We start from the raw sequence: 13314 nt of genomic DNA, 5'->3' as shown, positions 1-13314 counted from the left end.
CATGCCTACTTCCATCACCGTCACCTCCCTCGCCTTCACCTGGCCCGACGGCACCCCCGTCTTCGAGGACCTCGACGTCTCCTTCGGCCCGGGCCGGACCGGCCTGGTCGGCGTCAACGGGTCTGGCAAATCAACCCTGTTGAAGCTGATCGCCGGTGAACTCGCCCCGGCCGACGGCACCGTCCGCGTGGCCGGCGAGGTCGGGTACCTCCCGCAGAACGTCACGCTCGACACCACCCTGCGCGTCGACGAGGCGCTCGGCATCGCCGACCGGCGGGCCGCGCTGCACGCCATCGAGGCGGGCGACGTGGCCGAGGCGCACTTCGAGACCGTCGGCGACGACTGGGACGTGGAGGAGCGCGCCCTGGCCACCCTCGGCGAACTGGGACTGGGGCACGTGGAGTTGGACCGCACGATCGGCGAGGTGTCGGGCGGCGAGTCGGTGCTGCTGAGACTGGCCGCGCTGCTGCTGCGCCGGCCCGACGTGCTGCTGCTGGACGAGCCCACCAACAACCTCGACCTGTACGCGCGCAGGCGGCTGTACGCGGCCGTCGAGTCCTGGCCGGGCGTGATGGTCGTCGTCAGCCACGACCGGGAACTGCTGGACCTCGTCGACCAGATCGCGGACCTGCGCTCCGGCGAGATCACCTGGTACGGCGGCAACTACTCCGACTACGAGGAGGCCCTGGAGATCGAACAGGAGGCGGCCGAGCGCATGGTGCGCGTCGCCGAGGCCGACTTCCGCAAGCAGAAGCGCGAACTGACCGACGCCCAGGTCAAGCTGGCCCGCCGCAAGCGGTACGGGCAGAAGATGTGGGACCAGAAGCGCGAGCCGAAGATCGTCATGGGGGCGCGCAAGCGCGCGGCGCAGGAGTCCGCGGGCAAGCACCGGATCATGCACGAGGAGAAGCTCGCCGAGGCCAGGGAGCGGCTGGACGAGGCGGTGGAGGCCGTACGGGACGACGACGAGATCCGCGTCGACCTGCCGTACACGGCCGTGCCGCCGGGGCGTACGGTCCTCACCCTCCTGGATCTCGGGCTCCGGTACGGCGCCCGGGTGGCGGGCGGCTTCGATCTGCGCGGTCCCGAGCGGGTCGCGCTGATCGGGCGCAACGGCGCGGGCAAGACCACGCTGCTGCGCACGATCACCGGGGAGCTCGCTCCGGAGTCGGGCGAGGTGCAGGCGCACGTCCCGCTGCGGTTCCTGCCGCAGCGGCTCGACGTCCTCGACGGGGAGCTGACCGTCGCCGAGAACGTGGCCCGGTTCGCGCCGGGCGCCACCAACAACCGGGTCCGGGCGCGGCTGGCCCGCTTCCTGTTCCGGGGCGCCCGTGCCGACCAGAAGGCGGCGACGCTGTCCGGCGGCGAACGCTTCCGGGCGGCGCTGGCCGCGCTGATGCTGGCCGAGCCCGCGCCGCAGCTGCTCATGCTGGACGAGCCGACCAACAACCTCGACATGGCGAGCGTGCGCCAGCTGACCACGGCCCTGGAGTCGTACGAGGGGGCGCTGATCGTGGCCAGTCACGACCTGCCGTTCCTGGAGTCGATCGGCATCACCCGCTGGCTGCTGATGGAGGAGGGAGAACTGAAGGAAATCACGCCAGAGGCTGTCGGGTTTCCCGCCTAGCGTCGGCGGCATGACCGACTTCACGCACGATGTCATCACCCTGACCGGAGCCCGCGAGAACAACCTCAAGGACGTCACACTCCGCATCCCGAAAGGCCGGCTGACCGTGTTCACCGGCGTTTCGGGGTCGGGGAAGTCGTCCGTCGTCTTCGACACGATCGCGGTGGAGTCGCAGCGCCAGCTGAACGAGACGTACCCGTGGTTCGTCCGCAACCGGCTGCCCAAGTACGAACGGCCGCACGCGGACGGCATGGAGGACCTCTCCCCCGCGATCGTCGTCGACCAGCGGCAGGTCGGCGGCCACTCCCGGTCGACCGTCGGCACCATGACGGACATCTACTCGGTGATCCGGGTGCTGTTCTCCCGGCACGGCGTCCCGAGCGCCGGGCCGGCGACCGCGTACTCGTTCAACGACCCGTCGGGCATGTGCCCCGAGTGCGACGGCCTCGGCCGGACGGTACGGCCCGACTGGGACCGCATCCTGGATCCGGACCGCTCCCTCGCGGGCGGGGCGGTCCGCTTCCCGCCCTTCGCCGCGGGCACCTGGCAGGGCCAGGCCTATACGAACAGTGCCGACCTTGACCCGGACAAGCCGGTGGGGCGGTTCACCGCCGCCGAGCGCGAGTTCCTGATGCGCGGACGGCCCGGCAGCAAGGTCACCGTCAACGGCAGCGGCGGCACCTGGACCACCGAGTACGAGGGGCTGGCCGACCGTTTCGAGCGGCTGTACCTGAAGCGGGACCTGTCGGCCATGAGCCAGAAGACCCGTGACCTGGTCCGGGAGTTCCTGGTGGAGGGCACCTGCCCGGTCTGTCACGGAGCGCGGCTCAACGCGGCGGCGCTCGCCACCCGGATCGGCGGCCGGAACATCGCCGAATGCACACGGATGCAGGTCACGGACCTGATTGCCGTGCTGAAGGAGATCGACGACCCGGTGGCCGGGCCCGTCGCGGGGGCGGCCGTGGCCGCGCTGGAGCGCGTCGAGGCGATCGGCCTCGGCTACCTCAGCCTCGACCGGGAGACGGCGACCCTCAGCGGCGGGGAGGGGCAGCGGCTGAAGACGGTGCGGCACCTCGGCTCCAGCCTGAGCGGGATGACGTACATCTTCGACGAGCCGAGTGTCGGCCTGCACCCGCGCGACGTGGGCCGCCTCGGCGATCTGCTGCTGCGGCTGCGCGACAAGGGCAACACCGTGCTGGTCGTCGAACACGACCCCGACGTCATCGCGCTGGCCGACCACGTCGTCGACATGGGGCCCGGGGCCGGCACCGAGGGCGGCCGCGTGGTGTTTGAGGGCACGCCGGGCGAACTGGCCGCGTCGGACACGCTCACCGGGCGCTGTCTGCGCCGCCGTACGGCGGTCAAGGAACAGGTACGGCAGGCCGACGGCGAGCTGTGGGTCAAGGGCGCCGACCGGCACAACCTGCGCGACGTGACCGTACGGTTCCCGGCCGGTGTGCTCACGGCCGTGACCGGGGTGGCGGGTTCGGGGAAGAGCACCCTGGTCGGGGAGTTCACCGCCGCGCACCCCGACGCCGTGGTCGTCGACCAGTCGTCGATCGGGATCTCCGGCCGGTCCACCCCGGCGACCTACCTGGGGATCATGGACACCGTACGGAAGGTCTTCGCCCGCGAGACGGGAGCCGAGGCGGGCTTGTTCAGCTTCAACTCCAGCGGCGCCTGCGGCACCTGCGAGGGCCGGGGCATCATCTACACCGACCTCGCCTTCATGGACCCGGTGACGACGACCTGCCACGACTGCGAGGGGCGGCGCTTCAAGGAGGAGGTGCTGCGGCTGACCGTGCGGGGCAGCTCCATCGCCTACGTTCTGGAGATGACGGCCGAGCAGGCACTCGACTTCTTCGAGGACTCGGGCGTACGGCGCCGGCTGCGCGCCCTGCGGGACGTCGGACTGACGTATCTGACGCTCGGCCAGCCCCTCTCCACGCTCTCCGGCGGCGAGCGCCAGCGCATCAAGCTGGCCACGCGGCTGCACCGGACGGGCGCGGTCTACGTGCTCGACGAGCCGACGACCGGGCTGCACATGGCGGACGTGGAGGGGCTCGTCGCCCTGCTGGACCGGCTGGTCGACACGGGCAACACGGTCGTCGTCGTGGAGCACAACCTGGACGTGATCGCCCGGGCCGACTGGGTGATCGACCTCGGCCCGGACGGCGGCAGGGACGGCGGCGAGGTCGTCTTCGAGGGGACGCCGCGACAGCTCCTTCACGCGCGGGGATCGTTCACCGGGGAGCACCTGCGGCGGGCGGTGGCGGCACCGGCCGTCACCACGCCGGTGCGAGCTCCCCGGTGAGCGGGACGTCCGGGAGCGCCGTGCAGCTGACGACGGCGAGGCGCGGGCCGCCCGGGCCAGTCCAGGCTGGAGCGGTAGGGGTAGCCGGGGCTCCAGTGTGGCGGTGGCGGCGCTGGTGACGAGGCCGGCACCGTGCTCGCGCAGCCGCTCGACCTGGGCGTGGAAGCCGTCGGCCGGTTCCCGGTAGGCGCCGAGGTCGACGAGGGTGTGTCCGCGCGGGGACGTCACCGGGGTGGAGCCGTAGCGGGCGTGGCGCAGCAGCCCGCCTTGCAGGTCGTCGTTCCACAGGCACCCGGTACTCCGACGGGATGCCGGGACCCGGGGCATTGACACGTCAAAGTGCGGTCCGCGCTGTGGACCGATGGGGTGGTTTGGCGCTCCGCCGGCCGATCACGCGTGCGGGCCCGCGAAGACTGGGGTGCGGGGGTGGCACGGGGCCACCGGGAGGGGGAGACATGGCCGACAGCACGGTTCTGGTGGCGGTGACCGAGCGTCCGGAGGACGGGGGCGCGGCCGCCGGGCAGCTGGCGAGGATCGCCGAGGCGATCCGGGGGCGCGGCTTACAGGTCCGTTGGGTGGTGAGCGTGGCCGACGCCGAGGCGGTGCTCAGGACCGAGGCCGGCCTCTCCGCCGCGGTGGTCGCCTGGGATCTCCCGCCCGGGCCGGGAGCCGACGGCGAACCGGGCGGTGCGGCGGTGCTGCGCCGGATCGGGCGCCGGTTCCAGAACCTGCCGGTGTTCCTGGTCATGGCGGACGAGGGGCTGCGTGACCTGCCGTTGTGGGTGTCGCAGGCGGTGGTGGGCTACGTGTGGCCGCTGGAGGACACCCCGGCGTTCATCGCGGGGCGGATCACCACCGCCGCGCGCGGCTACCAGGACGCCCTGCTGCCGCCGTTCTTCAAGGCGCTGCGCCGCTTCGACGACGCGCACGAGTACTCGTGGCACACCCCGGCGCACTCGGGCGGCGTCGCCTTCCTGAAGTCGCCCGTGGGTCAGGCGTTCCACGACTACTTCGGGGAGCGGCTGCTGCGCAGCGACCTGTCGATCTCGGTCGAGGAGCTCGGCTCGCTGTTCGAGCACACGGGGCCGATCGGCGAGGCCGAGCGCAACGCCGCGCGGGTCTTCGGCTCCGGCCACACGTACTTCGTGCTGCACGGCGACTCCACCTGCAACCGCCTGGTCGGCCACTTCAGCGTGACCCGCGACGAGATCGCCCTGGTGGACCGCAACTGCCACAAGTCGGTCCTGCACGGCCTGGTCGTCTCCGGTGCCCGGCCGGTGTACCTGGTCCCCACCCGCAACGGCTACGGCCTCGCGGGACCGCTGCCGCCGGCCGAGATCGCGGCGGACTCGGTGGCGGCGCGGATCGCCGCGAGTCCGTTGACGAGGGACGCGGTGTCGTCGCGCGCGCAGTACGCGGTGTTCACCAACTCTACGTACGACGGCCTGTGTTACGACGCGGTGGCGGCGGCCCGGGCCCTCGCCGCCGGCGCGCCCCGGCTGCACTTCGACGAGGCGTGGTTCGCCTACGCCCGCTTCCACCCTCTGTACGCCGGGCGCTACGGCATGTCGGTGGACGAGGAGAGCTTCCCCGGGCCCGACCGGCCGACGGTCTTCGCGACCCAGTCCACGCACAAGCTGCTGGCGGCGCTGTCGCAGAGCGCCATGGTGCACGTCAGGCCCGCGCCCCGGGCGCCGGTGGAGCACGAGCGTTTCAACGAGGCGCTGATGATGCACGGCACCACGTCGCCGCTGTACCCGATGATCGCCTCGCTGGACGTCGCCACGGCGATGATGGACGGCCCGCAGGGGCAGTGGCTGGTCGACGAGGCCGTGACCGAGGCGGTGCGGTTCCGGCAGGAGATGGTGCGCATCGGGCGGCGGATCGAGGCCGCCGGGGACCGGCCGCCGTGGTTCTTCGGGGTGTGGCAGCCGGGTGAGGTGACCGACCCGGAGAGCGGGGCGCGCCTGCCCTTCGACGAGGCTCCGGCGGACCTGCTGCGGACGGAACCGTCCTGCTGGCACCTCGAACCCGGAGCGGACTGGCACGGCTTCCCGGGGCTGGCCGACGGCTATTGCATGCTCGACCCCATCAAGGTCACCCTGACCTGCCCGGGGATCAGCGCCACCGGCGAGGTGTCCGGCTGGGGCATTCCCGCGCGGGTGCTCACCGCGTATCTGGGGACGCGGGGCATCGTCGTCGAGAAGACCGACAGCTACACCACGCTCGTGCTGTTCTCCATGGGCATCACCAAGGGCAAGTGGGGCACGCTGCTGGACGCCCTGATGGACTTCAAGGACCTCTACGACGGTGACGCGCCGCTCGACCGGGTGCTGCCCGAGCTGGTCGCCGAGCACTCGCGGCGCTACGCGGGGCTGACCTTGCGCGAGCTGTGCCAGGAGATGCACGACCACCTGCGCGAGCTCCGCCTGGTCGAGCTCCTCGACACCGCCTTCCGGCAGCTGCCGGAGCCCGTCGCCCCGCCCCAGCTGTGCTACCAGCGCCTGATCCGCGGCGGCACGGAACGGATCCGTCTGGCCGACGCGCCCGGCCGGGTCGCCGCCGCCATGGTCACCGTCACACCGCCCGGCATCCCCGTCCTCATGCCGGGCGAGAGCGTCGGCGCCGCGGGCGGCCCCCTGCTGCGGTACCTGACCGCACTGGAGTCCTTCGACCGCCGCTTCCCCGGCTTCGGCAGCGAGACCCACGGAGTGGTCCGCGCCCCCGACACCGGCGACTACCTGATCGAATGCCTCCGCCCGGACACACCCGAGCGCGCCGAGGCCGCGACGACACCAGCACAGCGAAGCGCCCCGGAGGGCGCCGAGCCGGTGGGGTGAGTCGGGCCGACGATGGCGTGACGCCTGGCCGCGACACCAAGTCCCGAGTCGCGGCCGGGCCGCCAGACTGCGACAGCTCTCCACGCTCGGACGCCCTTCTGAGGTGCCCGGGCCCAGAACCGCCCGGCCGGGTACGACCCGGTCCCACAGCAGGCCGGGCCCGGCGGAATCCGGCCGGATGGCCCGCCGCGACGTCGGCCGGGGCGGGACGGGCTGCCAGCTGGTCGGGGCGTTCACCTGCTGCCCTAGCGAGGTACCGGGCTGCCCGTCCCCTCCCCGGGGGTGTCGCCCCCCGGGTTCGCCCTGCATGATGGTCGGCTGACGCCCGATGGGTTCCGGCCGATCCCGGAGGCTCCGTCGGCGCTGTCCAGACACGTCCCATCCGATACGGAGTCACGCTCGTGCCCAGCAAGAAGGCCCTCGTCCGCCGCCCCAGCCCGCGTCTTGCCGAAGGGCTGGTGACACACATCGAGCGCGAGAGGGTCGACGCCGACCTCGCGGTCGAGCAGTGGGAGGAGTACGTGAAGGCCCTGCGCACGCACGGCTGGGAGACCATCGAGGTGGACCCGGCCGACGACTGTCCGGACTCGGTGTTCGTCGAGGACACGGTCGTGATGTACAAGAACGTCGCGCTGATCACCCGCCCGGGCGCCGAGTCCCGGCGTGACGAGACCGCCGCGGTCGAGGAGGCCGTGGCCGGTCTGGGCTGCTCGGTGAACTGGATCTGGGAGCCCGGCACGCTGGAGGGCGGCGACGTACTGAAGATCGGCGACACCGTCTACGTGGGCCGGGGCGGGCGCACCAACGCCGCCGGCGTCCAGCAGCTGCGGGCCGCGTTCGAGCCGCTGGGCGCGCGGGTCGTCGCCGTACCGGTGAGCAAGGTGCTGCACCTGAAGTCCGCGGTCACGGCGCTGCCCGACGGGACGGTCATCGGGCACATCCCGAGGATGGACGCGCCGTCGCTGTTCGCGCGCTTCCTGCCGGTGCCGGAGGAGGCCGGGTCGCACGTCGTACTGCTCGGCGGTGCCAAACTGCTGATGGCGGCGAGCGCGCCGAAGACCGCGGAGCTGTTCGCGGACCTGGGGTACGAACCGGTCGTCGTGGACATCAGCGAGTTCGAGAAGCTCGAGGGATGTGTGACATGCCTCTCGGTGCGGCTGCGGGGGCTGTACGCCTAGGGGACGGGCACGCACCTGTGCGGCCCCTCTACCTGCGGGTCCGGGGAGGGGTGGAATGCCTTCAGGCGACACCGCTGATCAGCGGCCTTTACAGCGTTCTTAACTTACGGCAACGTAACCTACGGAAACGTAGCCTACGATTCCGTAAGTTACCGCTCACCGCTCGTACGCATGTCCCCCTGGAGAGTCCATGACGATCACCACTCCCCACCTCGGTAGCCCCGCCGGCGCCTGGACCGACGCTCAGCTGCTGTACGCACTGGAGGAAGTGGTCGAGAAGGAGCTCAACCGGCATCTGCAGGTCGCCAAGGACTGGATGCCGCACGAGTACGTGCCCTGGAGCGACGGGCGCAACTTCCCCGGCCTCTTCGAGGACGGCGAGGCCTGGGACAAGGAGCAGTCCAAGGTCACCGAGATCGGCCGCATCGCGCTCGTCGTGAACCTGCTGACCGAGGACAACCTGCCCAGCTACCACCACGAGATCGCCTCGCTCTTCGGCCGCGACGGCGCCTGGGGCACCTGGGTGCACCGCTGGACGGCCGAGGAGGGCCGGCACGGCATCGTGATGCGGGACTACCTGCTCACCTCGCGCGCGGTCGACCCGGACAAGCTCGAGCAGTTCCGCATGTCGCACATGAGCGAGGGCTTCGAGTCGGACAACCGGCACTCGATGCTCCACTCGATCGCCTACGTCGCCTTCCAGGAGCTGGCCACCCGCATCTCGCACCGCAACACCGGCCACCAGTCCGGCGACCCGGTCTGCGACCGCATGCTGTCCCGCATCGCGACCGACGAGAACCTGCACATGGTCTTCTACCGCAACCTCCTCAAGTCGGCGTTCGAGCTCGCCCCCGACCTGACCATGCAGGCCGTGCGGGACGTGGTCGTGAACTTCCGCATGCCCGGCCACGGCATCCCCGGCTTCGAGCGCGCCGCCGCGCAGATGGCGATCGGCGAGGTCTACAACCTGCGCATCCACCACGACGACGTGCTCCAGCCCGTGCTGCGCTTCCTGAAGATCATGGAGATCGACGGCCTGGGCGCCGAGGGCCGCAAGGCGCAGGAGGAACTCGGCCTGTACATGGGCGGCCTGGACAGCGAGGCGACGAAGTTCGACGAGAAGCTGGCCGCACGCAAGGCCCGCATGGCGGCCCGGGCAGCCGGCGCCTGACGGCCGACCCGGCACATCCGGTTCCACGACTGCGGGCCCCGACCGCCACGAGCGGCCGGGGCCCCGGTGTGCCGGCGCCCGGCCCCCGGCGGGCCGCCGCCCGCGCGACGCGCGAGGGGTTGCGGACCTCCACGCGGCCGCGGCACGGCACACGGCTAGCGCGACGTACGCCGCAGTTCCAGCCGCTCCTTCTCCGACAGGCCGCCCCAGACGCCAAAGCGCTCGTCGTTGTCCATCGCGTACTCCAGGCAGGCGTCACGGATCGGGCACATGCCGCAGATCCGCTTCGCCTCCCGCACCGAGCTGCCGGGTTCGGGGAAGAAGAAGTCCGCCCCGGTCTGCGCGCACAACGCCTCCTGCTGCCAGGCGAGTTCGGGCGAGAACATGGTGTCGATGTGCATGGCCAGAAGCGTTCCGGAGCGCGAAAAACGTTCGATCAACGCGGGATCAACACCGCATTGACGGGCCTCCGGCCACCTTGATGGTCACCCGCCGGACGGGCTGACGCACGGCGGCGCGCGGAAACCCGGCATCACGCCACGGCGGCACTCCGGCGGCGCTCCGGCGGCGCTCCGGCGGCGCTTGTCAGTGGGCGGTGCGAGACTCGGCAGAGTGGACGAACGGGCCCCAGCGCGAGGAGGGCGACGATGCTCACCACCCGTTACGTGACCGGCGCTCCGAACTGGATCGATCTCGGCACCCCCGACATCGACGGCGCCGCCTCCTTCTACGGCGACCTGTTCGGCTGGGAGTTCCAGCCCGGCGGCCCCGAGGTGGGGGGCTACGGCCTCTTCCGGCTGGGCGGCAGGACCACCGCCGGTGGCATGCAGACCACCCCGGAGCAGGGCCCGCCCTCCTGGACGGTGTACTTCCAGGCCCCGGACGCGGACGCCACGGCACGGGCGGCCGGGCAGGCGCACGGGTCGGTGCGGATGCAGCCCATGGACGTGCAGGACCTGGGCCGCATGGCGATCCTCGCCGACCAGGCGGGGGTGCCCTTCGGCCTGTGGCAGCCGGGCCGCAACACGGGCCTGGACGTCGTCCGGGAGCCCGGCTCGCTGTGCTGGCTGGAGCTGTACACGGCGGACGTCCCGGCCGCCGCCGCCTTCTACCACTCCGTGCTCGGCCTGGAGACCTTCGGCGTCGACTTCCCCGGCGGCACCTACACCACCCTCGCCCCGGCCGGAGAGGGCGAGGACGCCATGTTCGGCGGCGTCGTCCCGCTGGCCGACGACCCGGCCGAGGAGGAGGCGCACTGGCTGCCGTACTTCGAGGTCACCGACGCGGACGCCACCGTCGCCCGGGCCCGGGACCTGGGCGGCACGGTCCGCATGCCCGCCACGGACCTGCCGGACGTGGGCCGCGTCGCCAAGCTCACGGACCCGTACGGAGCGCGTTTCGCGGTGATCCGCAGCGAGCCCCAGCCGGGCTGAGACACGCCCGCCGCATCCTGCGGACACCCGCCGGTCACGCGGGGCCCCACCGGACTACGCGGACGCCCGCCGGACCACGCGGGCGCCCCCGGACTACGCGGACACCCGCCGCACCACGCGGGCCCCCACCGGACCACGCGGGCCCCCACCGGATCACGCGGGCCCCCACCGGACTACGCAGACACCCACCGGATCACGCTGGCGCCCCGGACTACGCGGACACCCGCCGCACCACGCGGGCCCCCACCGGACTACGCAGACACCCACCGGACTACGCGGACACCCGCCGCACCACGCGGGCCCCCACCGGACTACGCAGACACCCACCGGACTACGCGGACACCCGCCGCACCACGCGGGCCCCCACCGGACTACGCGGGCACCCCCGGACTACGCAGACACCCACCGCACCACGCGGGCCCCCGGGTCACGCGGCACCCCCGGGACTACGCGGACGCCCGCCGCACCAGCGTCGTCGGCAGGACCACACTGGAGGGCGTGCCGCCCACACCCTCCCGCGGAGTGCCGCGGTCGAGCCCCCGCAGCAGCAGGCGGGCCATCAGGCGGCCCATCTCCTCGATGTCCTGACGGACCGTCGTGAGGGGTGGGTCGGTCTGTTCCGCGACGGGCAGCATGTCGTCGAAGCCGATCAGGGCGACGTCGTCGGGGACACGCCGTCCGGCCTCGCGCAGGACGCGCAGCGCCCCCGAGGCCGTGAGGTCGTTGGCGGCGAACACCGCGTCCACGTCCGGGCAGCGGTCGAGGAGCTCGCGCATCGCCCGCTCGCCACCGGCCGGGGTGAAGTCGGCCTCCGCGATCAGCCGCGGGTCGGCGTCCACCATGACGTCCCGGTAGCCGTCGAGCCGGTCGACGGCCGACGTCTGGTCGAGGGCGCCGGTGATGTGCGCGATACGGGTGCGGCCGAGGCCGGCCAGGTGGCGGACGGCGTCGCGGGCGCCGCCGCGGTTGTCGCTGTCGACGTACACCACGTCGCGCCGGTCCCCGCTCCAGCCCGGACGCCCGCCGAAGACGGTGGGGACGCCGGCCCGCTGGATCAGCTCCGGCAACGGGTCGTCGAGGTGCAGGGAGAAGACGAGGGCCCCGTCGACATGCCCGCCGGCGAGGTACCGGCCGACCCGGGCGTGGTCGTCCCGGCCCTCCGTGAGCAGCAGTACGAGCTGGTTGTCGTGGGCCGTGAGTTCCTTGCTGATGCCGCGCAGCTGGTGCGCGAAGAACGGGTCGGCGAACACGCGGGTCTCCGGTTCGGCGACGACGACCGCGATCGCGTCGTGCCGCCGGGTCACCAGGCTCCGGGCCGCCTGGTTGGGCACGTAGCCGAGCTCCTCGACCGCCTTGCGGACCCGCTCGACGAGGATGTCCCTGACCCCGTCACCGCCGTTGACCACGCGCGAGACGGTCGCCCGCGAGACACCGGCCCGGGCGGCCACGGCCTCCAGGGTGGGACGCGGCGCTGTGTCGGTCACTTCGGGGCTCCTCACCTGCGGTTGCGGATCAGGATAGCCCCGGTGGCGGAGTGTGGTGAGAGCGCTCTCCTGCTGACCGGAGAGTGCCCGGGCTCACGCGCCCGTCAGTGGTCGTGGCCGCCCCCCGGCGGCTCCTCCCCGTGCTCGTGCGGGTCGTAGCCGGGAATCGTCCCGTCCGGCTTCTTCACCAGGAACAGGCCGACCATCCCCATGTCGGAGTGGCTCTGCACATGGCAGTGGTACATCCAGGCGCCGGCGCCGACCCCCTCCCCCGCGATCACCTGGAAGCCGAACGAGTCGGCAGGACCCGTGATCTTGTTGTCGATGACCTGGCTGGGGTCGTCGGGGCCGGTCAGCATGCCCGTGCGGTTGTCCGCCCAGCGGTGACCGTGCATGTGGAACGTGTGGTAGAACTCGCCGTGCGTGATCACGACGAACTCGACGCGATCCCCCACCGTGGCCTCGAAGTCGGGCCCGGAGTGCGGCGCCTTGTTGTTGATGCGCATGTCGTTGAAGACGACCGTGTGCGTGCGGTCCGGAAGGACGTCGCCCTTGCGGCGGACGATGACCGGGCCGTAGAGGCCCTTCTGGAGCCCCTGGGTGCCGTGGTCCGTGCCGACGACGTGGTCGTGGTAGTGCCAGTAACCCGCGCTGCCCGCCCGCCAGGTGCCGTCCTTGCGACGGCCGGGGGCGTGGGTGCGCCAGGTGTAGGTGCGGGTGCCGCCCGGCTCGACATGACTGCGGTTCAGCTTGGTACCGTCGCTGGTGATCTCGTAGTCCAGGCCGTGGACGTGCAGGCTCACCGCCACGTCCATGGTGTTCTCGAACTCGATGTGCAGCGTGTCGCCCTCGTTGAGCTCGATCAGCGGGCCGGGGACGGTCGCCTTGCCCTTCTCCAGGCCGTAGCCCATCTGCCCGTCGGCGAGCTTCTCCGCGTACAGCTTGATGCGTCTCACCTCGCCCCCGGCCGGTGCCGTCTTCGCCGGTCCGGCCGCGCTGACGGCCTCCGGCGCCACGGACAACGATGTCGCGACGGCCGCGCTCCCCAGCAGGACCCGCCGGTTGAAGCTGCGTCTGTCCATGCGGAACTCCCCACCCTGGTAAGGCCTTTACGGAGACGTACCTGTGATGAACCCGTGAGACGGTACCGGCCGCACTCCCGTTTATCCACACTCAAGACAAAGTTGGAGCCATCACGGTCATAGGTATTGGCGAGCCGGGCAAAGGGGTTTAGCTTCCTTGGCGGTGTTGCTGTGACCGTGGAGGT

General features: G+C 71.8%; 9 protein-coding genes. 6 read left to right on the top strand and 3 right to left on the bottom strand.

Translation table 11 applies throughout. The features are described 5' to 3' along the window. The first annotated feature begins 1 nt into the window (after position 1). The 5 genes from ABFX81_RS04780 to ABFX81_RS04760 all read left to right on the top strand — a co-directional run bounded on the left by ABFX81_RS04780 (position 2) and on the right by ABFX81_RS04760 (position 9130). On the top strand, positions 2-1627 hold the full coding sequence (locus ABFX81_RS04780; RefSeq protein ID WP_086852658.1) for an ATP-binding cassette domain-containing protein: 1626 nt from the start codon (positions 2-4) through the stop codon (positions 1625-1627). A gap of 10 nt (positions 1628-1637) precedes the next feature. Continuing rightward, positions 1638-3941 (top strand): ATP-binding cassette domain-containing protein, encoded by a 2304-nt coding sequence (locus tag ABFX81_RS04775; RefSeq protein ID WP_346137655.1) that lies wholly within the window; start codon positions 1638-1640, stop codon positions 3939-3941. A gap of 455 nt (positions 3942-4396) precedes the next feature. Next, positions 4397-6781 carry an Orn/Lys/Arg family decarboxylase gene (locus ABFX81_RS04770; protein WP_346137654.1) on the top strand — a complete coding sequence of 795 codons (2385 nt, stop codon included), beginning with the start codon at positions 4397-4399 and terminating at the stop codon, positions 6779-6781. Between the two features lie 401 nt (positions 6782-7182). Continuing rightward, positions 7183-7959: a dimethylargininase gene (gene ddaH, locus ABFX81_RS04765; RefSeq protein ID WP_086851822.1), complete on the top strand. Its 777-nt coding sequence runs from the start codon at positions 7183-7185 to the stop codon at positions 7957-7959. A 190-nt stretch (positions 7960-8149) separates the two neighbouring features. After that, positions 8150-9130, top strand: coding sequence for an acyl-ACP desaturase (locus ABFX81_RS04760; RefSeq protein ID WP_086851824.1), 981 nt, complete (start codon positions 8150-8152; stop codon positions 9128-9130). A gap of 155 nt (positions 9131-9285) precedes the next feature. Here ABFX81_RS04760 and ABFX81_RS04755 read toward each other — a convergent pair whose 3' ends face one another. Further along, positions 9286-9531 (bottom strand): WhiB family transcriptional regulator, encoded by a 246-nt coding sequence (locus ABFX81_RS04755; protein WP_346137653.1) that lies wholly within the window; start codon positions 9529-9531, stop codon positions 9286-9288. A 246-nt stretch (positions 9532-9777) separates the two neighbouring features. Here ABFX81_RS04755 and ABFX81_RS04750 point away from each other — a divergent pair, with 246 nt between their 5' ends. After that, positions 9778-10563, top strand: coding sequence for a VOC family protein (locus ABFX81_RS04750; RefSeq protein WP_086851827.1), 786 nt, complete (start codon positions 9778-9780; stop codon positions 10561-10563). Between the two features lie 446 nt (positions 10564-11009). Here ABFX81_RS04750 and ABFX81_RS04745 read toward each other — a convergent pair whose 3' ends face one another. Then, positions 11010-12047, bottom strand: coding sequence for a substrate-binding domain-containing protein (locus ABFX81_RS04745; protein WP_086851829.1), 1038 nt, complete (start codon positions 12045-12047; stop codon positions 11010-11012). A gap of 104 nt (positions 12048-12151) precedes the next feature. Beyond that, positions 12152-13129, bottom strand: a complete 978-nt coding sequence (locus tag ABFX81_RS04740) for a multicopper oxidase domain-containing protein (RefSeq protein WP_086851831.1) — start codon at positions 13127-13129, stop codon at positions 12152-12154. Positions 13130-13314: the final 185 nt, after the last annotated feature.

This window comes from Streptomyces coeruleofuscus (genome assembly GCF_039532725.1).
Lineage (GTDB): Bacteria > Actinomycetota > Actinomycetes > Streptomycetales > Streptomycetaceae > Streptomyces > Streptomyces coeruleofuscus.
Note: the sequence above shows the minus strand (reverse complement) of the source record. Positions and strands in the feature narration are given on the sequence as shown.